The sequence below is a fragment of the Shinella granuli genome (genome assembly GCF_004341885.1).
Classification (GTDB): Bacteria; Pseudomonadota; Alphaproteobacteria; order Rhizobiales; family Rhizobiaceae; genus Shinella; species Shinella granuli.
The window spans coordinates 419765-443718 of record NZ_SLVX01000001.1 but is presented as its reverse complement, the minus strand read 5'-3'; the positions used below and the strand labels follow the sequence as shown (position 1 = coordinate 443718).

The following is a 23954-nucleotide window of genomic DNA, read 5'->3' as shown; positions in this document are numbered from 1 at the left end:
TCCATGAGAGTTGTCGCGGCGGGAGGTGCGGCCGATGACGGCGGCGGCGTTTGGCGCGCTTGCCGACACGCCCTCCTCCGGGAGGCGCAGGGCCTGGATGCGCAGCGAGGAGGCCCGCGGCCTCGCCCTGATCTCGCCGACCTTCCTCTATGCGCTGGCGCTGCTCTTCCTCCCGGTCCTCATCGTCATCGCCTACAGTTTCTGGACCCAGGACTATCTCGACATCGACCGCACCTTCACGCTGGAAAACTACCGGCAAGCCCTCACCGAGCCGATCTATCGTGACCTCTTCATCCGCTCGCTGTGGATCTCGCTGACGGTCAGCATCGTCACCGTCGTCTTCTCCTATCCGATCGCCTGGTTCATCTCCTTCCACGGCGGGGTGCACAAGAACCTCTGGCTCTTCCTCGTCACCGTGCCCTGCTGGACGAGCTATCTTCTGCGCGTCATGTCGTGGAAGGTCATCCTCGGCTATGGCGGCGTCATGAACACCGGCCTCATCTCGATGGGCCTCATCGACAAGCCGCTGACCTCGCTGCTCTACAATTCCAACGCCGTCGTCATCACGCTGGTGCATAGCTGGGCGGCCTTCGCCATCCTGCCGATCTACGTCTCGCTGCAGAAGATCGACCGCACGCTGATCGAGGCGGCGCGCGATCTCGGCGACAGCCGCTTCAAGGCTTTCCTGCGCATCACCCTGCCGCTCTCGCTGCCCGGCATCATCTCCGCCTTCCTGATCGTGATGATCCCGACCGTCGGCGACTATGTCACGCCGCGCCTCGTCGGCGGCAAGGACGGCGTGATGATCGCGACCGCCATCCAGGCGCAGTTCGGCAAGGGCGCCAACTGGCCGCTCGGCGCCGCCCTCTCCGTCACGACCATGGTGCTCGTCTCGCTGACGGCAGCAGCCGTCGTGCTGGCGCTGAAATTCACCGTCAGGAGGATCAGATGAGCCTCCTCACGCAGCGCCTGCGCGTCCTTCCGTTCCTGCCGGCCTATGTCGCGCTCTATTTCCTCTTCCTCTACCTGCCGATCCTGCTTCTGCCGGTCTTCTCCCTCAACGATGCGGCGACGACCACCTTCCCCCTCGCCGGCTTCACCACCAAGTGGTACGCCTCGCTCGCCGGCAATTCGGTCATGCTGCAAGCGGCCTGGAACAGCCTCGTCGTCGGCGTCGCCGTCTCGCTGCTCTCCACCGTGCTCGGCATTTGCGCCGCCCGCGCCATCACGCGCTACCGCTTCCGCGGCCAGAGGGCGGCAGCCGGCCTCATCATGGCGCCGCTCTTCCTGCCGGAGATCATCGTTGCCGTCTCGCTCTTGATGATCGTGCTGGCGATGGGCGTCGAACTGTCGCTGATCACGGTCATCCTCGGCCAGACGGTGTTCTGCGTGCCCTATGCCATGTCGGTGCTGGTCTCCGGCTTCGAGGGGTTCGACCGCAGCCTGGAGGAGGCCTCCTACGATCTCGGTGAGACCGCCATCGGCACCTTCCGGCGCGTCACGCTGCCGGTCGTCGCGCCGGCCATCGTTTCCAGCCTGCTCGTCACCTTCACCATCTCGCTCGACGAGTTCATCCTCGCCTTCTTCCTTTCCGGCACCGAGCCGACGCTGCCGGTCTATATCTGGGGGCAGTTGCGCTTCGCGGCGAAGCTGCCGGGCGTGCTGGCGCTCGGCACCGTCATGCTCGTCGCCTCCATCCTCATGCTCACCCTTACCGAAATCCTGCGCCGCCGGGCCGAACGCCGCACGCAGATGGCCTTCACGCTGCCCTAGGAAGAGGAACCGGACATGGCCGACCGCCCGATGATCGAGATCGCCAACGTGTCGAAGTTCTACGGCATCTACAAGGCGCTCGACGATGTCTCGCTCACCATCGGCGAAGGCGAGTTCTTCTCGCTGCTCGGCCCGTCCGGCTGCGGCAAGACCACGCTGCTGCGCTCGATTGCCGGCTTCGAGACGCCGACGGCGGGCGAGATCTTCATCGACGGCGTGCCCTCCCTCGCGCTGCCGCCGAACAGGCGCCCGACCAACATGGTCTTCCAGAACTACGCCATCTTTCCCCATCTCGACGTCGCCGAAAACGTCGCCTACGGCCTGAAGCGGCTGAGGCTTTCCGCGCAGGACGAGAGGAAGCGGGTGGGCGACGCGCTCGACCAGGTGCGCCTCACGGGCCTCGGCCAACGCAAGGCGCATGAACTCTCCGGCGGCCAGCGCCAGCGCGTGGCGCTCGCCCGCGCCCTCGTCATGCGGCCGAAGGTGCTGCTGCTCGACGAACCGCTCTCCGCCCTCGACAAGAAGCTGCGCGAGGAGATGCAGGTGGAGCTGCGCACGCTGCAGAAGGCCGTCGGCATCACCTTCATCCTCGTCACGCACGACCAGTACGAGGCGCTGGCGCTCTCCGACCGCATCGCCGTGATGTTCGGCGGCCGCATCGCCCAGATCGCCAGCCCGAAGGAAATCTACCAGCGCCCGCGCACGCGAAAAGTCGCCGACTTCCTCGGCGGCATGAACTTTTTGAAGGCGAAGGTGCTGGGAGAACAGGGCAACGCCGTCTCCGTCGACGCCGCCCGCTTCGGCGCGGTCAGCCTCGACAAGCCGCAGGGCTTTGCCGCCACCAACGGCCATGTCACCGTCGGCATCCGCCCGGAACGGCTGCGGCTCCTGTGGGACGACGACCGCGCCCCGCACGAGCTTGCCGGCCGCATCGAGAACCGCGCCTATTTCGGGGAGGTCACCCACCTGACGGTCGGCGTGGACGGGCTGGAACAGCCGCTCTCCATGGTCGAGACGAACAATTTCGGCGCCGACGACCTGCCGGTCGGCGCGGAGATCCGGCTGGCCTATGATCCGGAGGCGTTCGTGCTTTTGGCGGAAGACCCGCCGGTTACGCGCGTGTGACTTAGCCCCTCATCCCGCTGCCGCGACCTTCTCCCCGCAAGCGGGGAGAAGGAAGCTGTGGTGACGCTTTTGCGATGATAGAGGGAAAACCCTGCGGCAATGTCCCTTCTCCCCGCCTGCGGGGAGAAGGTGGCCGGCAGGCCGGATGAGGGGCAGCCGCCCTCTCAATACCCCGATTTGATCTTCTCGAACTCCGCGATCATCTTCTGCCGCAGCTCCGTCGGGATCGGCGCCTGGAACAGGGTGTTGGCGACGAAGGCCTCGACATCCGCATAGCCCTTGTCGGCGAGGATCTTCGGGTCGACGGCGGCCATGCCCTTGGCGTTGGAATGGCCGTAGCCCCAGCTTTCGACCATGTAGGCCGCGACGGCCGGATCGGTGACGGCGTTGAGGTAGTCATAGGCAAGGTCGAGGCTGCCTTCGCCGCCCTTCAGCCGCGAATAGCCGCAGACCCAGGTGGACAGTCCCTCCTTGGTGTCCTTCTTGATGGCGACCGGCTGGCTTTCGGCCTGCAGCGTCGTCGCCGTCTCGTTCCAGGCCCAGGCGAGATCGACCTCGCCGCTCGCCAGCGCCTGGCTGAGGTCGGTATTGTCCGTCCAGTAGAGCCGCACGTTCTTGTGCACCTCGCGCAGGAAGGCGGAAGCCTCCTCGAACTGCGCGTCCGTCAGGCTCGCCCAGTCCTTGACGCCGATGGCAAGGCTCGCCAGCGCATAGGCGTCGTCGACATTGTCGCCGATCGAGACGCGATCCTTGAACTTCGGATCGGCAAAGGCCCTGAGCGAGGCGATTTCTTCCGGCTTCACCGTGTCGGTGCGGTAGGTCAGCACCGTGTTGCCCCATTCGAAGGGCAGGAACCAGGCCGTTCCGTCGTCCGAGGTCATCAGGTTCTTCATGTCCTTGAAGGCCGGCAGGATATCGTTCCACGCGGCCAGCCTGGCGGTGTCGAGCGGCTCCAGCAGCCCGGCCTCGCGCCATTTGACGATGCTTTGCGCGCAGGGATGCGCGACATCGGCCTTGAAGCCGGAGCGCAGCTTCTGGAAGGCCTCCTCCTCGTCGCCGAAGAACGAGAAATCCGGCGAGTTGCCGTGCTTTTCCGTGTAAGCGGGGTGGAAGGCGGGGTCCTCGTAGCCGGACCAGTCGAAGACGGTGAGCGTATCGGCGGAAAAGGCTGGAAGGGCGGTTCCGAAGGCGAGGAAGGCGGCCAATGCCGCCAGTGTGGTGCGCCTGGCCGTGTGTGCAGTCTTCATGCCGTACTCCTTCCCCGTTTCGGGTTCCCTATTGTGATTGTGGTCCTTGCAAGGTGAGATGCTTCGGGAAGATCGCGACGACGAAGGCGATGGCCGCCTCCAGCGCCTTTTCCCGCGTGGTGCCGTCGCCCATCATCAGGCGCAGCCACAGGCCCTCCAGCATGGCGCAGAGCGAGAGCGCCATCGGCTCCGGCTCGTAGGCATAGCCGCCCTCCGCCTTCAGCGCGGCGCAGAGCGAGATCACGGTCTCCTGGTACTTCACGTCACGCGCGCCGCACAGCGCCTGGTAGGTCGGCCGCGACTTGGCCTCGCCCCAGAAGGCGCACCAGGCGGCAAGCTTGCGCTTGGTGCAGATCTTGCGGTCGAAATCCGCATGCACGAGGGCCCAGACGCGGCTCGCCGCGCTCGGGCCGGCCTTTTCCAGCGCCGCGTTCCAGTGGTCCGCATATTCCTCGGACATGAACTGCAGCGTGGCGATGAGCAGGTTTTCCTTGCTCTCGAAATGGAAGTTGACGATGCCGCGCGAAAGGCCGGCACCGTCCGCGACGTCCGCGAGCGTCGTGTCGGAATAGCCGCGCCTGGCGAGCGAATCGATCGTCGCCTCGACGAGCTGCTGCCGCCGCGTCTCCTTGGAGGCCTTGCGCCCCCGCTTCTCGCCGTCGCCCGAGCCCTGTTCAGCCCCGCCTGCCCGCATCTTCACCGCCACCTTGCCTTTGGGATTGCGCATCGTCACGGTCACGGGCGAACTCCCGCGGCCGGCTTGATGCCGCGCAGATGAGCCGGACAATGCTCCCCGCTGTCAAGAACCTTCTGCATGGCCGTCCAGGTGCGGATGTTCTTGGCGACATAGGCTTCGCCGACCGCCGCCACCGCCTCGGCATGGAGCGGCCCCTTGAGCCGCGCCAGCTCGCCGCGCGCCACCTCGCGATACCAGGCATTGCGGCTCTCCACCCTGCCATCGGCAAAGCCCGCCGCCGCCATGGCCTCAAGATAGCGGCGCGGCGAGGCCATGCCGAAGCTCAGCCCTTCGGCGGCGATGTAGTCCTGCATGTCCGGGCTCGGCGCGCCGTCATGGCCGATCAGCCAGTCGGACGCGGCCAGAACGCCGCCCGGCTTCAGCACGCGGTAAAGCTCGGCGAACAGCGCCTCCTTGTCCGGCACATGGATCATCGCATCCTTGGAGAAGACGACGTCGAATTCATTATCGTCGAACGGCAGGCGGCCCGGAGGACTGGAGACGAAACGTGCGACCGCGGAAAGCCCTGCTTTGGCCGCCGCCGCCCGCGCCCGGTCGATGACCGGCTGCTCCACGTCGTAGCCGACGATCTCGGCCGGACCATGCGTCCTTGCGATATGCAGCGTGATGCCGCCGGCCCCGCAGCCGAAATCGAGGACACGCCGGCCCTTGAGGTCGACGCCCGCAAGGACGCGATCGACCTCCGCCGGGCCGCCCGGCGAAAGATAACCCTCGCCCCACAGGACCGCGAGGAAGCGGATCGCCGCCTCGTCATATTCCGGCTCCGCCGCCGCACCGTCCCTGCCTGTTGCCGTCATGGCCTCCGTCACCCTTCGGCCGCATGGCCGGCGCGCTTTTTCCCTGGCCGAAATTCTAGCGCATAATCAGGCGATTGCAAGATACTTGCTGAATGATCATTCAGAATATCTGGACAACATTTTGCTTTTGATGCAGCTTTTAGAAACAAGGGAGACATCAATAATGCAAAAGTACGATGCCCTGATCGTCGGCGGCGGCCATAACGGGCTGGTTACCGCCTGTTATCTCCAGCGCTCCGGCCTGAACGTCGCGGTGCTCGAAAAGAACGGCTGGGTCGGCGGGGCTGCGACGAGCCGCGAACTGACCCCGGGCTTCCTCTACTCCAACTGTTCCTATGTCTGCTCCCTCTTCCGGCCGGAGATCATGCGCGACCTGGAACTGCCGAAACACGGCCTCCAGGTCATCGCCTACGAGGGCGGCGCGGTCTTCACCCGCGACGGCGACTACCTCGCCTCCTACCGTGACCACGACAGCCACCGCCGCGAATTCGCGCGCTATTCGAAACGCGACGCCGAGGCCTACGAGCGCTACGCCCGCGACGTGACGCGCCAGTGCCGCTTCATCCAGCCGCTCCTGATGCGCACCGCGCCGGATCCCTTCGGTTTTCGCCCACGCGACATTTCCGAATTCCTCTATCTCGCCAAGAAGTTCGGCGAGTTCAGCCCGCAGGAAATGGCCGAGACGCTGCGCTTCTGGACCATGTCGATCTCCGACTTCCTCGACGAATATTTCGAGACCGACGTCATCAAGGCCTATCTCGCGCTCTCGGGCATCATCGGCACCGCGCTCGGCCCCATGTCGCCCGGCACCGCCTATGTCCTGCTGCACCACTACATGGGCGAGGTGGACGGCTCCGTCGGCGCCTGGGGCTATGCGCGCGGCGGCATGGGCGCGGTGACGCAGGCCCTCGCCCGCTCCTTCGAGGCCGCCGGCGGCACGATCCGCACCGACGCCGAGGTCTCCAAAATTCTCACCCGCGGCGGCCGCACCACCGGCGTCGTGCTCGCCAACGGCGACGAGGTGCGCGCCGACCTCGTCGTCTCGAATGCCGACGTGAAGCGCACCTTCCTCAAGCTCGTCGACGAGGACACCCTGCCCGGCGACTTCGTCCACCGGGTCAGGCATTTCAAGATGCGCGGCTCCTCCGGCAAGGTGAACATCGCGCTCGACAGCCTGCCGGAGTTCCCGGCCCTGCCGGAAGGCTCCTCCTGCATACGCGGCGACATGCATTTCACCGATTCGATCGAGCGCATGGAGCGCGCCTATGACGACTGGAAGGCGGGGCGCTGGTCGGCCGATCCCTTCCTCGACATGGTGATCCCGACGACGCTCGACCCGACCATGGCCTCGCCAGGAAAGCACTTCATGAGCTGCTTCGTCCAGTACTGCCCGCCAAAACTTCAGGGCCGCGACTGGACGGATGCCGACCGCGACGCCTTCGCCGAGACGGTGATCGGCCAGATCGCGGACTATTCGCCGGGCTTCCGAGAGCGCATCGTGCATATGGAGGTGCGCACGCCGCGCGAGATCGAGAACGAGGTCGGCCTGACGGAAGGCAACATCTTCCAGGGCGAGCTCACCTTCGACCAGTTGCTCTTCAACCGGCCCGTGCCCGGCTACGCCCAGTACCGCAGCCCGATATCCGGCCTCTACATGTGCGGCTCCTCCACCCATCCGGGCGGCGGGGTGATGGGCGCGCCCGGCCGCAACGCCGCCGCCGAGATCCTGCGCGACCTGAAGCGTTCCCCCGAACAGATGAGCAAAGCCCATGACGTCATTTGATGCCATCGTGATCGGCGCCGGCCACAACGGCCTTGCCGCCGCCACGCGCCTCGCCAAGGGCGGCCGCAAGGTCCTGGTGCTGGAAGCAGCAAGCGAACCGGGCGGGGCGACGCGCGGCCGCGAATTCGCGCCCGGCTTCCGCTCCGCCGGCCTTGCCCATCTCGTCAACCGGCTCGATGCGGACGTGGCGCGCGACATCGGCCTCGACCTTGCCGGCACGGACACCTTGCTGCCGACCACGGTTCTCGACGGCTCGGGAAAGGCCGCCGTGCTGCACGGCGCCTATGGCGAGCGCATCGACGGCGTCTCGCCCGAGGAGGCGGAGGCCTTCGCGGCGCTGCGCAGGAAGCTGGTCTTCCAGGCGGGCATCCTGAAGCGGTTCCTCCGCCGCCCCCCGCCGCAGATCGGCGCGCTCTCGCTCGGCGACCTCTCCACCTTCGCTTCCGCCGGCTTCGGCCTCATCCGCAAGGGGCGCGGCGAGGGCCGCGATTTCCTGCGCATGCTGCTGATGAACGTCGCCGACGTCGCCGACGAATATCTTTCGGACGACCGGCTGAAAGGCCTCCTCGCCTTCGATGCGACGCTCGGCATCCATCTCGGTCCCCGCTCGCCGACCTCCCTGCTCGGCCTCTACTATCGCCTGACCGGCGAGGTCGCGGGCAAGGCCGGCGGCCAGTTCGTGCCGGCGGGCGGCATGGCGCGCGTCGCGCCCGCCTTCCTGCGCGCCGCGGAAAAGGCCGGCGTCACCCTGCGCTGCGGCACGCCCGTCGGCCGCATCCTCGCCGATCGCGGCCGGGCGAGCGGCGTCGTTCTCGGCGACGGCACGGAGATCACCGCCCCCGTCATCGTCTCGGCGATCCACCCGCAGACGACCTTCCTCCACCTCGTCGATCCCGCCGAAAGCGGCACCGGCTTCGTGCGCTCGGTCAAGAACGTGCGCAGCCACGGCAATGTCGCCAAGCTCGACCTCGCGCTCGACCGCGTCCCGGATTTCACCGGCCTGCCGGCGGAAGCCCGCGGCGGGCGCATCGTGCTGGTGCGCTCGATGGAGCAGGTCGAGGAGGCCTTCAACCCGGCGAAATACGGCGAATTCTCCAGCGATCCCGTCATGGAGGTGACGTTGCCGAGCCTTACCGACCCGTCATTGTCCCCTGGCGGCGCCTGCACGCTCTCGGCGCTCGTGCAATATGCGCCCTATCGCCTCAAGGCAGGCTGGGAGAGCGGCAAGCCGGCCTTCCTCAAGATCGTGCTCGACACGCTGGAGCGCCATGCGCCCGGCCTCGAAAAGTCCGTGGTCGCGGCCAGCCTGATGACGCCGGTCGATATCGAGGCGGAATACAACCTGCCCGGCGGCCACTGGCATCACGGCGAGCTGCAGGCCGACCAGCTCCTCGTCAACCGACCGACCAGCGCCGCCTCCGGCTACCGCACGCCGATCGAAGGCCTTTATCTCGCGAGCGCCGGCGCGCATCCGGGCGGCGGCATTTCCGGCCTGCCGGGCTGGAACGCGGCCCGCCACATCCTTTCGGGAGCGAGCGCATGAACGCCATGACGAAATCCGCCGCGGACCTGCGCCGCGCCGCCCGCAACCATATCCTCGCGCCGCGGCTGGAAAGCCCGTTCCATGACCGCCTGATCGCGCTGAGCGAGGTCAACGACTGGTACAACTGGGCCGGCTACAAGGCGCCGCATGCGCTGTTCGACGGCGAGCTCGAATATTTCGCCATCCGCTCCACCGCCGCCCTCTTCGACATATCGCCGATGGTGAAGTACCGCATAACCGGCCCGGATGCCGGGCGCTACCTCAACCGGCTGACCCTGCGAGACGTGCGCAAGCTCGGCGTGAACCGCGTGCACTACACCGCCTGGTGCGACGACCACGGCCATGTGCTGGACGACGGCACGCTCTTCCGCCTCGGCGAAAACGAATTCCGCCTTTGCTGCCAGGAACGCCACCTGCCCTGGCTCCTCGACAGCGCCTTCGGCTTTGCGGTCGACATCCACGAGGAGACGGAGGAGATCGCCGGCCTCGCCCTGCAGGGGCCGACGAGCTACGCGGTGCTGCGCGATGCCGGGTTTGCCGGCGTGGAGGCGTTGAAACCCTTCCATATCGGCACCTTCCCGCACGAGGACGGCGCGGTGACCATCTCGCGCACCGGCTTCACCGGCGATCTCGGCTACGAACTCTTCGTGCCCCGCGCCAGGGCGCTCTCGCTGTGGGACCGGCTGTGGCGCGCCGGCGAGCCGCACACGATCCGCGCCATCGGCTACGGCGCGCTCAATGAGGCACGCATCGAGGCCGGCTTCATCGTCGCCAATACGGATTTCGTCACCGCCGAGGGAGCGCTGCGCGCCGACCGGGTGCGCATGCCCGACGAGATCGGCCTCGACTGGCTGGTCGATCCGGACAAGCCGAATTTCAACGGACGCCGGGCGATCCTCGACGCGCGGCGGAATCAATCTCTCAAGCACATCCTCGTCGGCCTTGAAATCGAAGGGAATATTCCCGCCGAGCATGCCATCGTCTATCATCGGAAAAAGCACGAGGCGGGCCTCGTCACCGCCGCGATCTGGTCGCCGACGGCCAAGCGCAACATCGCCATCGCCAGCCTCGAACGGCCCTACGGATCGAAGTTCACGGAGGACCTCTGGGTGGAGATCTATGCGATGCGGGAGCTGAAATACCAGAAGCTGATGAAACGGGCGAAGATCGTGCCGCGCCCCTTCGTCAGGCTCGCCCGGCGCACGGCGAGCCCGCCTGGCCTCGCCTGACATGGACGAGGAGACCCGCCGCAACTGGGAGATCATCACCATGCCGCCCGGCGCCGAATGGTCCGGGCGCGCGCGCTATGCGGCGGCCATGTATTTCTGCCAGCGCGGCGAGATGGCGCCTGACGTGCTGGAGGTCTACCGCATCTGCTCGCGGCTCGATGCGGAGGATCCCGTCTCGGTGCTCAAGCGCTGGCAGATCGGCGCGGAATGGATCGCGCGGCTCAAGGCCTATCGGTCAGAGTGACGGAACGTGGGAGGCGTAGGTGCGGAACAGGCGCCGCAGCGCCTCCTTGCCTTCGATCGCGATGTCGAACCGCCGCCCGAACAACAGCCACTCCGAACACAGGCCCTTGATGACCCAGCGCAGCATGGAAGCGGCGGACCGCGGCGTCCAGCAGGCGCAGAGCTTGCCCTGCCCCTGCGCCTTGGCGAACGCGGCTTCCAGCGCCTGCATGTGCTCATCGTTGATGTCGTTCTGACGCTCCGAGATGGCGGCGAATTCGCCCGACGTATCGCAACGCAGGAGGATCGACAGGATGCGCTGGCGGTGTTCGTCCGTGGCGAGCAGTTCGAGCCATTCCCGTCCGACCCGCTCCAGAACGGCGAAGACGTCGGCGTTCTCCGCCTCCAGCTCGCGGGCGATCAGCTCTTCCTGCGGCATGGGCAGTGAATTGTAGAGTTCCAGCACGAGATCCGCCCGGTTGGCGAAGTGCCAGTAGATGGCGCCGCGGGTGACCCCCGCGGCGCGCGCCACATCCGCCATGGAGGCGTGGGCGACACCCTTTTCGTAGAAGACCTTCTCCGCCGCCAGCAGGATCTGCTGGCGGGTTTCCTCGGCCTCGGCCTTGGTCCGGCGCATGGCGGCCTACTCCGCCGGGCTTGCCGCCGGAGCCGCCTCCTCCTTCTTCTTCTTGCCGTAGCCGAACAGCTTCATCACGAAGACGAAGAAGATGGGCACGAAGAAGATGGCGAGCACCGTGGCCGTGATCATGCCGCCCATCACGCCGGTGCCGATGGCGCGCTGGCTGCCCGAGCTTGCGCCCGTGGCGATCGCGAGCGGCAGAACGCCGAGCGTGAAGGCGAGCGAGGTCATCAGGATCGGGCGGAAGCGCAGGTGGCAGGCCTCGATCGTCGCCTCGATCAGCGACTTGCCGTCCTCCATCAGTTCCTTGGCGAACTCGATGATCAGGATCGCGTTCTTCGCCGAAAGGCCGATGATCGCGATCAGGCCCACCTTGAAGTAGACGTCGTTCGACATGTCGCGCAGGGTGACTGCGATGACCGCGCCGATGACGCCGAGCGGCACGACGAGGATGACCGCGAACGGGATCGACCAGCTTTCGTAGAGCGCCGCAAGGCACAGGAAGACCAGCAGGATCGACAGGCCGACGAGGATCGGCGCCTGCGAACCGGACTGGATCTCCTGCAGAGACTGGCCCGTCCACTCATAGCCGAAGCCCGGCGGAAGCTGGGCGGCGAGCCGCTGCATTTCCGCGATCGCGTCACCGGACGAGAAGCCCGGCTTCGTATCGCCGCTGAAGCGGACGGACGGGTAGCCGTTGTAGCCGACGGTCTGCGTCGGCGCCATCGTCCACTCCGCGGTCGCGAAGGCGGAGATCGGCACCATGCCGCCCGACGCGTTCCGGACATTGAGCTTCATGAGGTCGGCCACCTGCATGCGTTCGTTCTGGTCCGCCTGGACCGTCACGCGCTGCATGCGCCCGGCATTCGGGAAGTCGTTGACATAGGTCGAGCCGAGATTGGTCGAGATCGTCGTGTTGATGTCGGCGAAGGTCACGCCGAAGGTGTTGGCCTTCTCGCGGTCGATCGTGACATTGACCTGGGCCGCATCCGGCATGCCTTCGACGCGCACGCCCGCCACGACATTGCTCTGGGCGGCAAGGCCGAGGAGCTGGGCGCTCGCGGCCGACAGCGCCTGCTGGCCGAGGCCGCCACGGTCCTGCAGGCGGAACGAGAAGCCGCCCGTCGTGCCGAGGCCCTGGATCGGCGGCGGCGACAGCGCGAAGCTGATCGCATCCTTGATCTGGCTCATGGCCATGCTGGCCCGCCCGGCGATCGCCTGTGCCGAATTCTCCGGCCCACGCTCGCTCCAGTCCTTCAGCGTCACGAAGGCAAGGCCCGCATTCTGCCCCGAACCGAAGAAGGAGAAGCCGTTGATACCGACGATCGTGTTGACGGCGGGCTCCTGGCCGAAGATCTTCTCGACCTGGGTCAGAACCTCGTCGGTCCGGTGGCCCGTCGCCTCGGAGGGGAGCTGCATCATGACGATGGCGAAGCCCTGGTCCTCGTCCGGCAGGAACGACGACGGCAGCTTCACGAACAGGTAGCCGAGGCCCGCGAGGATCGCGAGGTAGATCACCATGAAGCGGCCCGCCCGGTGCACCAGCCAGCCGACGCTGCGGCTATAGCCTTTCGACGAGCGGTCGAAGCCGCGGTTGAACCAGCCGAAGAAGCCGCGCTTGGTGTGATGATGGCCCTTGGGAACCTGCTTCAGGAAGCTGCCGGCCAGCGCCGGCGTCAGCGACAGCGCGAGGAAGGCCGAGAACAGGATCGACACGACCATCGTCAGCGAGAACTGCTGGTAGATGACGCCGACCGCGCCCGGGAAGAAGCCCATCGGAATGAACACCGAGGCGAGCACCAGCGTGATGCCGATGACGGCGCCGGTGATCTGCTTCATCGCCTTGCGGGTCGCCTCCTTCGGCGGCAGGCCCTCTTCCGACATGATGCGCTCGACGTTCTCCACGACGATGATCGCATCGTCGACGAGGATGCCGATGGCGAGCACCATGGCGAACATGGTGAGCACGTTGATCGAGAAACCCATGGCGAGCATGACGGCACAGGTGCCGAGCAGCGCGACCGGGACGACGAGCGTCGGGATGATGGTGTAGCGGATGTTCTGCAGGAACAGGAACATCACGAGGAAGACGAGGCCGACGGCTTCGAGCAGCGTGTGCAGCACCTTCTCGATCGACACCTTGACGAAGGGCGAGGTGTCATAGGGCGTCGAATATTCGAGGCCCGGCGGGAAGAACTGCGCAAGCTCGTCCATGCGGGCCTTGATCGCCTCGGAGGTCGCCATGGCGTTGCCGGTCGGCGAAAGCTGCACGGCGACGGCGGCCGAAGGCTGGCCGTTGAGGCGCGTCGAGAACGAATAGGTCTCGCCGCCCACTTCGATGCGCGCGACGTCGCGCAGGCGCACGGCCGAACCGTCCGCATTGGCGCGAAGCACGATGGCGCCGAACTCTTCCGGCGTCGTCAACTGGCCCTTGATGTTGACGGGGGCCGCGATCTGCTGGGTGATCGGGTTCGGCTGCGCGCCGATGCTGCCGGCCGCGATCTGGGCGTTCTGCGCCTGAACGGCGGCGGTGACATCGGCAGCCGTCAGGTTGAGGCCGAGCATCTTGGCGGGATCGAGCCAGATGCGCATGGAGCGCTGCGTGGCAAAAAGCTGCGCACGGCCGACGCCGGGCACGCGCTGGATTTCCGACAGGACGTTGCGGTTGACGTAGTCGCCGAGGCTGATGGCGTCCATCGAGCCGTCGGTGGAGGTCAGCGCGACGATCAGGAGGAAGCCTGAACCGGCCTCTTCCACCTGCACGCCCTGGCGGCGCACGGAATCGGGCAGGCGCGGCTCGACGCGGCTGACGCGGTTCTGCACGTCGACCGAAGCCTGGCTCGGATCGGTGCCCGGCGCGAAGGTGATGTTGATTTCGGCCGAACCCGAGGCACTCGAGGTCGATTCGAAATAGAGCATGCCCTCGACGCCGTTCAGCTCATCCTCGATGAGCTTGGTGACGCTCTGGTAGGTGTCCTGCGAGGACGCGCCGGAATAGGTCGTCGACACCGTGATCTGCGGCGGGGCGACGTCGGGATATTGCGCGATCGGCAGGAGGGGAACGGAGATGGCGCCGGCGATCATGATGAAGATCGCGACGACCCAGGCGAAAATCGGCCTGTCGATGAAAAAACTGGGCATCCTTCAGATCCTCACTTCGCCTGCTCGGCCTTGGCGGCATCCTCGCCGCCCTCCGCCGTGCCGGCCTCGCCGGTCTGCGCGGCGCCGGCATCGCCAGCCTCAGCCGCGCCACCTTCGGCAGCCGGCTGGTCGGCCTTCGCCCCCGCATTCGGGTTCCACTCGGTCGGCACGACTTCGCCACCCGGCTGAACCTTCTGGAAACCTTCGACGATGATCTTCTCGCCGTCCTTCAGGCCGTCGGGAATGACCCAGTTCGTGCCGATGGCCCGCCCGACGCGCACAGAGCGGGTGCCGGCCTTGTTGTCGGCGGAGACGACATAGACGAGCGCGCTGCCCGAGCTGTCGCGCTGCACGGCCTGCTGCGGCACGATGACGGCATTCTTCTCGATGCCCTGCTCGATCTGCACGCGCACATACATGCCCGGAAGCAGGTCGCCGTCCGGGTTCGGGAACTCGCCGCGCAGCGTCACCTGGCCGGTCGTCTCGTCGACGGCGGCTTCGGAGAACAAGAGCTTGCCCGAATGCGGATAGGCGGAACCATCGTCCAGCACCAGCTTGACGTCGGCCGAATTGTTGTCGGCCATCAGGGCGCCGTCCTGCAGCGCCTTGCGCAGGCGGATGAGATCGGTCGCCGACTGGGTGAAGTCGGCATAAACAGGGTCGAGCTGCTGGATCGTCGCAAGGTTTTCCGTGCCGTTGGCCGAAACCAGCGCACCCTCGGTGATCAGCGCGCGGCCGATGCGGCCGCTGATCGGCGCCTTGACCTCGGTATATTCGAGATTGAGCTTCGCGGTCGCAAGGCTCGCCTCGGCGATCGCGACATCCGCATCCGCCTGCGCGAGCTGGGCGACGGCATCGTCATAGGTCTGCACGGAGGCGACGTTCGACTTGCGCAACTGCTCCTGGCGCTCGGCGGTGTTGCGCGCCTGGGCCTGAACGGCCCGGGCACGGCGCAGCGTCGCCTCGGCGCTGTCGACCTGCACCTGGAACGGCGCGGGATCGATGCGGTAGAGCACGTCGCCTTCCTTGACCTGCGAGCCCTGCTCGAAGATGCGCTCGATGACGATGCCGGTCGCACGCGGGCGGACTTCCGCCGTGCGGGTCGCGGCGATGCGGCCCGGCAGGTCGTTGGTGATCGGCACATCCTCTGCCTTCACGGTGATGACGGCCACCTGCGGCGGCGGAAATGCAAAGCCGCCCTGCGCCGCCTGCTCGTCCTGGCAGCCGGCGAGAATCAAAAGGGCGCCGAAGGTCGCAATCGAAATCGGTCTCGTGAAACGCATGGGTTCTTCCATAAGCGGTGCCGCCCGAAGCGCGGCAGGGTGCTGAAAACGTGAAGATGCGGTGATCGCAGGACCACCGCATCGCAACATACAAACAAGGCTGTATGTTAGTTTCCGATCTTTGACAATCGTCAGCGCGACACCAGTCACGGAATTGTGATGAGGGGCCTCATCGTATGGCTTGGCCATTTGCATCGAAGCGATGCATCTGGTCCGCCGCCGGCGTGGCAAAGACCACGTCATCAGGCTGATAGTGATGCTCCCCGAACAGGCGGACAGTGAAGGCACCGACCTTTTCCGATTCGAGATAGACGATCGTGTCCGCACCCAGATGCTCGACATGCACGGCTTTCGCCTGCCAGTCGCCGCTCTCGCGCGACAGCGTGATGTGCTCCGGGCGCACGCCGATGGTCCTGGCATCGGAGATGCCGAGGCGCTCGGCGTCGATGAAGTTCATGCCTGGCGAGCCGATGAAGCCGGCGACGAAGAGGTTGGCCGGCCGGTTGTAGAGCTCCATCGGCGAGCCGACCTGCTGGATGACGCCCGCATCCAGCACCACGATCTTGTCCGCCAGCGTCATCGCCTCGACCTGGTCGTGCGTGACGTAGATCATGGTGGCCTTCAGCTCGCGGTGCAGCCGGGCGATCTCCAGGCGGGTGTTGACGCGCAGCGCCGCATCGAGGTTGGAAAGCGGCTCGTCGAACAGGAACAGCTTCGGCTCGCGCACGATGGCGCGGCCGATGGCGACGCGCTGGCGCTGGCCGCCGGACAGTTCCGCCGGGCGACGGGCGAGGTACTTTTCCAGCGACAGCATGCCCGAGGCCTTGGCGACGCGCTTTTCGATTTCGTCCTTCGGGGCGCCCGCCTGCTTGAGGCCGAGGCCCATATTGTCCTTGACCGTCAGGTGCGGATAGAGCGCGTAGGACTGGAACACCATGGCGATGCCGCGCTTTGCCGGCGGCACGGTCACGACTTCCGCGCCGTCGATGGTGATCGAGCCGGAGGTCGCATCCTCGAGGCCCGCGATGATGCGCAGCAGCGTGGACTTGCCGCAGCCCGAGGGGCCGACGAAGATGACGAACTCGCCGTCCTTCACGTCGAGGTCGATGCCCTTGATCACGTCGACAGTGCCGAAGGACTTGCGTACGGATTTGAGTTGAAGAGAGCCCACTGATATCCCCTTAAAGCTTGACCGTTTGACCGGTTCTGACACTTTCATCGGCCGCCAGGCAGATCCGCAGCGACTGCACCGCATCGTCCATGTGCCGCGTGAGGTCGATGTCCTCGCGTATCGCCTTCAGCACATAGGCCTGCTCGCGGTCGCACAGTTCCTGGTGGCCGGGCTCCCCGGCCATCCTCAGGTCCTCGTCCGGCGACAGGAACCTGCCGTCCGGGCCGGTGGCCGCATTGTGCAGGCGGATGACCGCCGTCTTGGTGTGGGTGTCGATGTCGTCCGACTTGGCGTTCGGATCCATGACGATCGAGACGGAGCCGTTCGGCGACATGACGTCCTTCACGAAGAAAGCCGTTTCCGAGATCATCGGCCCCCAGCCCGCCTCGTACCAGCCGAGTGAACCGTCGTCGAAGAGCACCTGGAGATGGCCGTAATTGTACATGTCCGGCGCGATCTCGTCGGAGAGGCGCAGGCCCATGCCGCGCACCTCGACGGGTTTGGCGTCGGTGATCTGGCACATCACGTCGACATAGTGCACGCCGCAGTCGACGATCGGCGGCGTCGTCTGCATCAGCGCCTTGTGGGTCGCCCAGGTCGGCCCGCTCGACTGCTGGTTCAGGTTCATGCGGAAGACGTAGGGCCCGCCGAGCTTGCGCGCTTCCTCGATGAGCCGCATCCAGGAAGGATGGTGGCGCAGGATGTAGCCGACGACGAGCTTGCGGCCGTTCGCCTTGGCGCAGGCCACCACCCGCTCGGCATCCGCCACGGTCGTCGCCAGCGGCTTTTCCACGAAGACATGGGCGCCCGCTTCCATCGCGGCGATCGCATATTCGGCATGGCTGTCCGAATAGGTGTTGATCGAGCAGAGCTCCGGCTTCAGCTCCTTCAGCGCCTCGTGGAAGGACGGCAGGATCTCGTAGCCTTCGAGCCCGGCCGGAACCGGAACCTTCGAGCGGTTGACCAGCCCGACGATCGTAAAGCCCGGATTTTCATGATAGGCGAGCGCATGGCTGCGGCCCATATTGCCGAGGCCGGCGGAAAGAACGCGAATGGCAGAACTCACTTGACTGCTCCCGAGGTGATGCCGCGGATCAGTTGCCGCGAGAAGATGAAGTAGAGGATGAGGACGGGCAGGATCGCGAGCGAGAGCGCGGCGAGCACTGCGTTCCAGTTGGTAACGAACTGGCCGATGAAGATCTGCGAGCCCAGCGTCACCGTCTTGGTCGCCTCGCTCGGCGCCAGGATCAGCGGGAACCACAGGTCGTTCCAGATCGGGATCATGGTGAAGACCGCGACCGTCGCCATGGCCGGCCGCACGAGCGGCAGGACGAGGCGGAAGAAGATCGCATATTCCGAAAGGCCGTCGATGCGCCCGGCATTCTTGAGGTCGTCGGAGACGGTCCGCATGAACTCGGAGAGGATGAAGACGGCGAGCGGGATGCCCTGCGCGGTATAGACGAGGACCAGCGCCGTCAGCGTGTTGACGAGCCCCGTCGCGACCATGCCCTGCAGGATCGCCACCGTGCCGAGACGGATCGGGATCATGATGCCGATGGCAAGGTAGAGGCCCATCAGCGTGTTACCGCGGAAGCGGTATTCCGAGAGCGCGAAGGCGGCCATGGCGCCGAACAGCAGCACCAGCGCGATGGAGGCCACCGTGACGATGAAGCTGTTCTGGAAGTAGGTCGCGAAATCCCCCTGCCCCAGCACCGTCGTATAGCCGACGAGGTCGAAGGTCTCCGGCGTCGGAAGCTGCATCGGGTTGCGGAAGATGGCGTTGCGGTCCTTCATCGAGTTGATGAGCGTCAGGAACACCGGGAAGACCGAGATGATCGCGTAGCCGATCAGCGCCAGGTGGACGAGCGATGTGCGGGTCAGCGAAGTGCGTGCCTTGGACATGTCCGGCCCTCCCGATCAGAACTGGTAGCGACGCATGCGCCGCTGAATGGCGAAGAGATAGAGCGAGACGCCGGCGAGGATGATGAGGAACATGACTGTCGCGATCGTCGCGCCCATCGAGCGGTCACCGAGCTGGAGCTGGAAGCCGAAGAAGGTGCGGTAGAGCAGCGTGCCGAGGATGTCGGTGGACTTGTCTGGCCCCGCCAATGCGCCCTGCACGGTGTAGATGAGGTCGAACGCGTTGAAGTTGCCGACGAAGGTGAGGATCGAGATGATGCCGATGGCGGGCAGGATCAGCGGCAGCTTGATCTTCCAGAACTGGCTCCAGCCGGTGACGCCGTCGCATTCGGCCGCCTCGATCACCTCTTCCGGGATGTTGAGCAGCGCCGCATAGATCAGCATCATCGGGATGCCGACATATTGCCAGACCGAGATCAGCGACACGGCAATCAGCGCCGAACCCGGCTTGCCGAGCCAGGGCGAGAAGAAGGACTTCAGGCCGACGAGATCCATCAGGTAGGGCGAGACGCCCCAGATCGGCGAGAGGATCAGCTTCCAGATGAAGCCGACGATCACGAAGGAGAGCAGCGTCGGCAGGAAGATCGCCGTGCGGTAGAAGGCGGCAAAGCGCAGCTTCGGAATCGACAACATGGCCGCGAGCGCCACCCCGATCGGGTTCTGCACCAGCATGTGGATGATGAAGAAGATGACGTTGTTCTTCAGCGCGTTCCAGAAATCGGCCGCCCAGCGCTCGTCGCCGAACAGCACCATGAAGTTGCCGAGGCCGACGAAGGCCGGCTGGCCGTCCACCGTGTTGAACAGCGACAGGCGCAGCGTCTCGATGAGCGGCAGGATCATGACCGCCGAATAAACGATGAAGGCCGGCAGCAGGAAAACGCCGATATGCCAGCGCCTTGGCCGCCTGATCGGTCCTGTTGCCTCATGGGAAGAAGGTATGTCGCTCATGGCCCAACGTGCCCCGTCCGGTTGTTATTGGTTGGGTCCGCGCATGCACGGACGCGTTGCGCGGCTGGTTGTGCCGCACATGACAAATTCAGCATACACGATAGTGCCGGGGTCGCTCCCCGATTTTGCCTTGCGGCGTCCTGACCTCTCCACCTTCGGAAAGATCGGGGGCACCCAGCCCCTCATCCGGCCTGCCGGCCACCTTCTCCCCGCAAGCAGGGAGAAGGAGACTTGCCGCAACGTCTCGGTCCCCCTCTCCCTGCCTGCGGGGAGAGGGCTAGGGTGAGGGGCATCCCCCTCCCCGCGCATCCATTTGTCCCGGTCTTAATTGGCCGGCTTGTACCAGCTATCGAGGCCCTTCTGGAGCTTCTCGCCGGCCACCTCAGGCGTGTCTGTGCCGTTGATGACGTTGGCCGATTCGGTCCAGGTCTCGTTTTCGAGGTTCGGCGTGCCGCGCGACAGGATCTGGTAGGTCGAGCGGATCGTCGGCTGGCACTTCTCGCGCCAGGAGACGAATTCCTGCGCCAGCGGGTCGTTCATCTTCACGGCCGTCGAATTCAGGCTGAAGAAGCCCGGCAGCGAGTTGGCGTAGATGTCAGCGAATTCCGGCGAGGCGACGAAGCTGAGGAACGTCTTGGCAGCCTCCGCATTGCCGCCCTTGGCGTTGAGGCCGATGCCGATGTCGTTGTGGTCCGAGATGTAGCAGGTGTCGCCGGCATTCTTCACCGGCGGCGGGAACGCGCCCATCTTGAACTGCGCCTGTGTGTTGAACAGGCCGATTTCCCACGAGCCGGCCGGGTAGATGGCAGCGCGGCCGAGCGTGAAGAGGTTCTGGCTGTCCGGATAGGTTTGGGCTTCGAAGCCGTCGCCGAGATAGTCCTTCCACTTGGCGAGAACGCGGTAGGGCTCGACCCAGGCGTCGTCGGTCAGCTTCTGCGTGCCGGCGATCAGCGCCTTGCGGCCTTCCTCGCCCTTCCAGTAGGTCGGGCCGATGTTCTGGTAGCCCATGGTCGCGGCTTCCCAGAGGTCCTTCGTGCCCATGGCCATCGGGATGTAGCTGCCCTCTTCCTTGATCTTGTCGAGGGCGGCGAAGAATTCGGCTTCCGTCGCCGGAACGGCGATGCCGAGCTGGTCGAAGGCGTCCTTGTTGTAGATGAAGCCGTGGATGACCGAGGCCATCGGCACGCAGAAGGTCGTCGCGCCGTCGTCCGTCGTCCAGGCGGACTTGGCGACGTCGGAGAAGTTCTCCATGCCCGGCAGGTCGTTCAGGCCGGCAAGGTGCCCCTTGTTGAAGAGTTCGAGCGAGGCGTCGAACGGACGGCAGGTGATGAGGTCGCCGGCCGAGCCGGCGTCGAGCTTGGCGTTCAGCGCGGCGTTGTATTCGGTCGGCGCGGTCGGCGAGAAGACGACCTTGATGCCGGGATTCTTGGCTTCGAAGGCCGGGATGATCTTTTCCTGCCAGATGGACAGGTCGTCGTTACGCCAGCTTTCGACCGTCAGCGTGACGTCCTGCGCCTGGGCAAGCCCGGCCGTGCCGAGGATGCTCGTGGCGAGCAACAGGCCTTTGATTGCGGTGCGTGTCATTTCATTCTCCCCTTTTATGCGCCGCAGCGCGTTTTGAGACCAGTTTATCCAAGGGCTTTCAGGGCGCGCCGGAGGCTCTGCCCCGAGCGGTCCAGCGCCGCCTGCGCCGCGCCGGCATCCCGCGCCCCCGCAGCGAGCAGCACGGCCGTCTTGACCGAGCCTTCGGAGCGCTGAAGGAGGCGTTCCGCCTCGTCGAGCCCGACACCGGAAATGTCGGAGACGATGCGGCAGGCACGCCCTCTCAATTTGATGTTGTCGGCCTTGAGATTGACCATGTGGCCATCGTGCACATGGCCGAGATGCACGCCGACGAGCGTGGAAAACATGTTGAAGGCGATCTTCTGCGCCGTGCCGGCGCCCATGCGCGTCGAACCGGAGATGACCTCCGGCGGCGTTTCGAGCAGGATCGCAACATCGGCGCCCTCGAACAGCGCGGCGCCGGGATTGTTGGCGAGCGCCACGACCCGGGCGCCCTTCTCCTTCGCATGGGATGCGATCGCCAGCGCATAGGGCGTGCTGCCGCTCGCCGAAACGGCGACCACGCAGTCGTGCGGGCCGATATCGGCCGCCGCGGCGTCGCCGACGGCAAGCGCGCGGTCGTCTTCATAGCCGCCCGCCAGGTCTTCGAGGCTCGCGGCCCCGCCGGCGAGCAGGATGACGATGCGATCGCGGGAAATGCCGTAGGTGCCGGGAAGTTCGAGCGCGTCGGCCATGGCCATCAGGCCGGAACTGCCGGCACCGACATAGACGAGGCGTCCGCCGGACAGAAGCGCATCGGCCGCAAGACGGGCCGCAGCAGCGATATCGGCAAGCGCCGCATCGACGGCGCCGGCCGCGGCCTTCTGGGCATCCGCAAGCACTTTCAGCACATCCACGGGCTGACGTTCGTCCAGCCCGCTTGCCTGATCGTGTCTGCCTTCTGTCCTGCCTGCAGCCATCGCCGTGTCTCCTCTGGCCGGAATTAATGCCAAAAAAATACCAATTGTCCATAGGAAATTAATTTTTGAGACCACTTTTTTGGTATCAAACATTTTTATCATTTAAAAACAGCAGTTTGAACGAAAGCTTATTTTCGATACCACCATACCCCTTGGTTAATGGTATTTTTTTGGTATCGTTGTGCTCGGAGGTGCCCATGACAGATCTTATTCTCGGTATCGACGGCGGGGGAACGAGTTGCCGTGCGGCGGTCGCACGCCCGGACGGCACCATCCTGGGGCGCGGCAAGAGCGGCGCGGCCAATATCCTGACCGATCCCAACAATGCGATCATCTCCATCACCGAAGCGGCCAGGGCCGCCTATCGCGACGCAGGGCTCGACGAGGCCGGCATCGACGGCGCCTCCGCCTTCCTCGGCCTTGCCGGCACCAATGTCGGCGATCTTACCCGCTACGTGCACGACCGCCTGCCCTTCCGCCATACGGATATCGATTCCGACGGCCTGATCGCCCTGCAGGGCGCGATCGGCGACATGGACGGGGCCGTCGCGATCCTCGGCACCGGCTCCATCTATATGGGGCGCAAGAACAACGTGGTCCGCTATGTCGGCGGCTGGGGTTTTACCGTCGGCGATCTCGGCGGCGGCGCGCGCATCGGCCATGCAGCGCTCCAGGAAGCGCTGCTCGCCCATGACGGCGTGCATCCGCGCTCGGGCCTCACGGATGCCATTCTCGACGAGTTCAAGCACGATCCGCGCGGCATCGTCGAATTCGCTCGCCTCTCCAAGCCCGGCGATTTCGGCCGTTATGCCCCCCTCGTCTTCACCCGTGCGAAGGAGGGCGACCCGCAGGCGATCGCCATCGTCACGGCGGGGGCGGCAAGCGTCAACGAATCCCTCGACGCCATCATGGCGCTGGCCGGCGCGCCGCGCCTGTGCCTGCTCGGCGGCCTTGCGCCGCTCTATCCGCAATGGCTGTCCGAACATCACCGCGCGATCCTGGTGGAGGCCGAGGCGGACGCCCTGACCGGCGCCGTGGCGCTGGCCGCCAAGGGTTACAGAGAGCGAACGGGAGCTGCCGCATGACCACGCCCCTTGCCGCGATCCTCACGCCGGAAAGCCTGCAGTCGGGCGTGCCCGGCCCGCTCTATGTCAAGCTGCGCCAGATGCTGGAGGAGGCGATCACCTCGGGCAAGCTGAACTACGGCGACGCCCTGCCCGCCGAGCGTGACCTTGCCGACCATGCCAATGTCAGCCGCGTCACCGTGCGCAAGGCCGTCGACGACCTCGTCAAGGACGGCCTGCTGGTACGCCGCCACGGCTCCGGCACCTTCGTCGCCAAGCCCGTCGCCAAGGTGCAGCAGTCGCTCTCCCGCCTCACCTCCTTTACCGAGGACATGGCACGCCGCGGCCTCGTCACCCGCGCCGAATGGCTGGACCGCGGCCTGTTCCACCCTTCGCCGGACGAGATGATGATGCTCGGCCTTCCCGCCGATGCGCTCGTCGCGCGGCTCGGGCGCCTGCGCGTCGCCGACGACATGCCGCTCGCCATCGAGCGCGCCTGCATCTCGGCGGAATTCCTGCCGGATCCGATGCAGGTCACGACCTCGCTCTATGCCGCGCTGGAAAAACGCGGCTGCCGGCCGGTGCGCGCCGTGCAGCGCATCTCCGCCTACAACATGAAGGATCCGGACGCGGCCATGCTCGGCGTGCCCGCCGGCTCCGCCGGGCTTTCCATCGAGCGGGTGTCCTATCTGCGCTCCGGCCGGGTGGTCGAGTTCACCCGCTCCATCTATCGCGGCGATGCCTACGATTTCGTCGCCGAACTGACGCTTTCCGAGACGTGACCAACCG

General features: G+C 65.8%; 21 protein-coding genes. 9 read left to right on the top strand and 12 right to left on the bottom strand.

Going from position 1 to position 23954, the window contains the following annotated elements:
- Positions 1 to 34: 34 nt before the first annotated feature.
- The 3 genes from EV665_RS02085 to EV665_RS02075 are packed head-to-tail and all read left to right on the top strand — an operon-like array spanning position 35 to position 2898.
- A complete protein-coding gene (locus EV665_RS02085) occupies positions 35 to 952 on the top strand; it encodes an ABC transporter permease (RefSeq protein WP_133032900.1) in 918 nt (305 codons plus the stop codon).
- Positions 949 to 1773 carry an ABC transporter permease gene (locus tag EV665_RS02080; protein ID WP_133032899.1) on the top strand — a complete coding sequence of 275 codons (825 nt, stop codon included), beginning with the start codon at positions 949 to 951 and terminating at the stop codon, positions 1771 to 1773. Before EV665_RS02085 ends, EV665_RS02080 begins: the two co-directional genes overlap by 4 nt.
- 30 nt (positions 1774 to 1803) lie before the next feature.
- Positions 1804 to 2898 carry an ABC transporter ATP-binding protein gene (locus EV665_RS02075; protein ID WP_133033062.1) on the top strand — a complete coding sequence of 365 codons (1095 nt, stop codon included), beginning with the start codon at positions 1804 to 1806 and terminating at the stop codon, positions 2896 to 2898.
- Positions 2899 to 3062: 164 nt separating this feature from the next.
- Here the strand turns inward: EV665_RS02075 and EV665_RS02070 are convergent, their stop codons facing one another.
- The 3 genes from EV665_RS02070 to EV665_RS02060 are packed head-to-tail and all read right to left on the bottom strand — an operon-like array spanning position 3063 to position 5699.
- Positions 3063 to 4145 carry an ABC transporter substrate-binding protein gene (locus tag EV665_RS02070; RefSeq protein ID WP_133032898.1) on the bottom strand — a complete coding sequence of 361 codons (1083 nt, stop codon included), beginning with the start codon at positions 4143 to 4145 and terminating at the stop codon, positions 3063 to 3065.
- A 28-nt stretch (positions 4146 to 4173) separates the two neighbouring features.
- On the bottom strand, positions 4174 to 4839 hold the full coding sequence (locus EV665_RS02065) for a TetR family transcriptional regulator C-terminal domain-containing protein (RefSeq protein ID WP_064332551.1): 666 nt from the start codon (positions 4837 to 4839) through the stop codon (positions 4174 to 4176).
- A gap of 41 nt (positions 4840 to 4880) precedes the next feature.
- On the bottom strand, positions 4881 to 5699 hold the full coding sequence (locus tag EV665_RS02060; protein ID WP_133032897.1) for a methyltransferase domain-containing protein: 819 nt from the start codon (positions 5697 to 5699) through the stop codon (positions 4881 to 4883).
- Positions 5700 to 5862: 163 nt separating this feature from the next.
- On the opposite strand from EV665_RS02060, the gene EV665_RS02055 reads away from it, so the two are divergent.
- The 4 genes from EV665_RS02055 to EV665_RS02040 are packed head-to-tail and all read left to right on the top strand — an operon-like array spanning position 5863 to position 10498.
- Entirely contained in the window at positions 5863 to 7482 is a 1620-nt protein-coding gene (locus EV665_RS02055) for a phytoene desaturase family protein (protein ID WP_133032896.1), read from the top strand.
- The gene (locus tag EV665_RS02050) at positions 7469 to 9025 is read left to right on the top strand and encodes a phytoene desaturase family protein (protein ID WP_133032895.1); all 1557 of its coding nucleotides are present in this window, start codon (positions 7469 to 7471) and stop codon (positions 9023 to 9025) included. The genes EV665_RS02055 and EV665_RS02050 overlap by 14 nt, the downstream gene beginning before the upstream one ends.
- Before the next feature lie 5 nt (positions 9026 to 9030).
- On the top strand, positions 9031 to 10254 hold the full coding sequence (locus tag EV665_RS02045) for an aminomethyl transferase family protein (RefSeq protein WP_245507638.1): 1224 nt from the start codon (positions 9031 to 9033) through the stop codon (positions 10252 to 10254).
- Between the two features lies 1 nt (position 10255).
- Positions 10256 to 10498: a hypothetical protein gene (locus EV665_RS02040; protein WP_133032893.1), complete on the top strand. Its 243-nt coding sequence runs from the start codon at positions 10256 to 10258 to the stop codon at positions 10496 to 10498.
- Here the strand turns inward: EV665_RS02040 and EV665_RS02035 are convergent.
- The 9 genes from EV665_RS02035 to EV665_RS01995 all read right to left on the bottom strand — a co-directional run bounded on the left by EV665_RS02035 (position 10490) and on the right by EV665_RS01995 (position 22101).
- Positions 10490 to 11113 (bottom strand): TetR family transcriptional regulator, encoded by a 624-nt coding sequence (locus tag EV665_RS02035; RefSeq protein ID WP_064330481.1) that lies wholly within the window; start codon positions 11111 to 11113, stop codon positions 10490 to 10492. The genes EV665_RS02040 and EV665_RS02035 overlap by 9 nt on opposite strands.
- A gap of 6 nt (positions 11114 to 11119) precedes the next feature.
- A complete protein-coding gene (locus EV665_RS02030; RefSeq protein ID WP_133032892.1) occupies positions 11120 to 14257 on the bottom strand; it encodes an efflux RND transporter permease subunit in 3138 nt (1045 codons plus the stop codon).
- An 11-nt stretch (positions 14258 to 14268) separates the two neighbouring features.
- Complete coding sequence (locus EV665_RS02025; RefSeq protein ID WP_483475610.1) at positions 14269 to 15540, bottom strand: efflux RND transporter periplasmic adaptor subunit; 1272 nt, start codon at positions 15538 to 15540, stop codon at positions 14269 to 14271.
- 169 nt (positions 15541 to 15709) lie between these two features.
- Positions 15710 to 16711 (bottom strand): ABC transporter ATP-binding protein, encoded by a 1002-nt coding sequence (locus EV665_RS02020; RefSeq protein WP_064330484.1) that lies wholly within the window; start codon positions 16709 to 16711, stop codon positions 15710 to 15712.
- Between the two features lie 10 nt (positions 16712 to 16721).
- Positions 16722 to 17777 carry a Gfo/Idh/MocA family protein gene (locus EV665_RS02015; RefSeq protein ID WP_281048221.1) on the bottom strand — a complete coding sequence of 352 codons (1056 nt, stop codon included), beginning with the start codon at positions 17775 to 17777 and terminating at the stop codon, positions 16722 to 16724.
- Positions 17774 to 18613, bottom strand: coding sequence for a carbohydrate ABC transporter permease (locus tag EV665_RS02010; protein ID WP_064330485.1), 840 nt, complete (start codon positions 18611 to 18613; stop codon positions 17774 to 17776). The genes EV665_RS02015 and EV665_RS02010 overlap by 4 nt, the downstream gene beginning before the upstream one ends.
- Positions 18614 to 18628: 15 nt before the next feature.
- Positions 18629 to 19579, bottom strand: a complete 951-nt coding sequence (locus EV665_RS02005; protein WP_064330486.1) for a carbohydrate ABC transporter permease — start codon at positions 19577 to 19579, stop codon at positions 18629 to 18631.
- A gap of 324 nt (positions 19580 to 19903) precedes the next feature.
- On the bottom strand, positions 19904 to 21163 hold the full coding sequence (locus EV665_RS02000) for an ABC transporter substrate-binding protein (protein ID WP_064330487.1): 1260 nt from the start codon (positions 21161 to 21163) through the stop codon (positions 19904 to 19906).
- A gap of 44 nt (positions 21164 to 21207) precedes the next feature.
- Entirely contained in the window at positions 21208 to 22101 is an 894-nt protein-coding gene (locus EV665_RS01995; RefSeq protein ID WP_133032890.1) for an N-acetylmuramic acid 6-phosphate etherase, read from the bottom strand.
- Between the two features lie 197 nt (positions 22102 to 22298).
- On the opposite strand from EV665_RS01995, the gene EV665_RS01990 reads away from it, so the two are divergent.
- A complete protein-coding gene (locus EV665_RS01990; RefSeq protein ID WP_133032889.1) occupies positions 22299 to 23186 on the top strand; it encodes a glucosamine kinase nucleotide-binding domain-containing protein in 888 nt (295 codons plus the stop codon).
- Positions 23183 to 23947 (top strand): GntR family transcriptional regulator, encoded by a 765-nt coding sequence (locus EV665_RS01985; protein WP_133032888.1) that lies wholly within the window; start codon positions 23183 to 23185, stop codon positions 23945 to 23947. The genes EV665_RS01990 and EV665_RS01985 overlap by 4 nt, the downstream gene beginning before the upstream one ends.
- The last annotated feature ends 7 nt before the right edge of the window (positions 23948 to 23954 follow it).

What these genes read in the sequence shown, in the direction of transcription:
- EV665_RS02085 (WP_133032900.1), top strand. Translation starts at nt 35, where the DNA reads ATGACGGCGGCGGCGTTTGGCGCGCTTGCCGACACGCCCTCCTCCGGG.
- EV665_RS02080 (WP_133032899.1), top strand. Translation starts at nt 949, where the DNA reads ATGAGCCTCCTCACGCAGCGCCTGCGCGTCCTTCCGTTCCTGCCGGCC.
- EV665_RS02075 (WP_133033062.1), top strand. Translation starts at nt 1,804, where the DNA reads ATGATCGAGATCGCCAACGTGTCGAAGTTCTACGGCATCTACAAGGCG.
- EV665_RS02070 (WP_133032898.1), bottom strand. Translation starts at nt 4,145, where the DNA reads ATGAAGACTGCACACACGGCCAGGCGCACCACACTGGCGGCATTGGCC.
- EV665_RS02065 (WP_064332551.1), bottom strand. Translation starts at nt 4,839, where the DNA reads ATGCGGGCAGGCGGGGCTGAACAGGGCTCGGGCGACGGCGAGAAGCGG.
- EV665_RS02060 (WP_133032897.1), bottom strand. Translation starts at nt 5,699, where the DNA reads ATGACGGCAACAGGCAGGGACGGTGCGGCGGCGGAGCCGGAATATGAC.
- EV665_RS02055 (WP_133032896.1), top strand. Translation starts at nt 5,863, where the DNA reads ATGCAAAAGTACGATGCCCTGATCGTCGGCGGCGGCCATAACGGGCTG.
- EV665_RS02050 (WP_133032895.1), top strand. Translation starts at nt 7,469, where the DNA reads ATGACGTCATTTGATGCCATCGTGATCGGCGCCGGCCACAACGGCCTT.
- EV665_RS02045 (WP_245507638.1), top strand. Translation starts at nt 9,031, where the DNA reads ATGACGAAATCCGCCGCGGACCTGCGCCGCGCCGCCCGCAACCATATC.
- EV665_RS02040 (WP_133032893.1), top strand. Translation starts at nt 10,256, where the DNA reads ATGGACGAGGAGACCCGCCGCAACTGGGAGATCATCACCATGCCGCCC.
- EV665_RS02035 (WP_064330481.1), bottom strand. Translation starts at nt 11,113, where the DNA reads ATGCGCCGGACCAAGGCCGAGGCCGAGGAAACCCGCCAGCAGATCCTG.
- EV665_RS02030 (WP_133032892.1), bottom strand. Translation starts at nt 14,257, where the DNA reads ATGCCCAGTTTTTTCATCGACAGGCCGATTTTCGCCTGGGTCGTCGCG.
- EV665_RS02025 (WP_483475610.1), bottom strand. Translation starts at nt 15,540, where the DNA reads ATGCGTTTCACGAGACCGATTTCGATTGCGACCTTCGGCGCCCTTTTG.
- EV665_RS02010 (WP_064330485.1), bottom strand. Translation starts at nt 18,613, where the DNA reads ATGTCCAAGGCACGCACTTCGCTGACCCGCACATCGCTCGTCCACCTG.
- EV665_RS02005 (WP_064330486.1), bottom strand. Translation starts at nt 19,579, where the DNA reads ATGAGCGACATACCTTCTTCCCATGAGGCAACAGGACCGATCAGGCGG.
- EV665_RS02000 (WP_064330487.1), bottom strand. Translation starts at nt 21,163, where the DNA reads ATGACACGCACCGCAATCAAAGGCCTGTTGCTCGCCACGAGCATCCTC.
- EV665_RS01995 (WP_133032890.1), bottom strand. Translation starts at nt 22,101, where the DNA reads ATGGCTGCAGGCAGGACAGAAGGCAGACACGATCAGGCAAGCGGGCTG.
- EV665_RS01990 (WP_133032889.1), top strand. Translation starts at nt 22,299, where the DNA reads ATGACAGATCTTATTCTCGGTATCGACGGCGGGGGAACGAGTTGCCGT.
- EV665_RS01985 (WP_133032888.1), top strand. Translation starts at nt 23,183, where the DNA reads ATGACCACGCCCCTTGCCGCGATCCTCACGCCGGAAAGCCTGCAGTCG.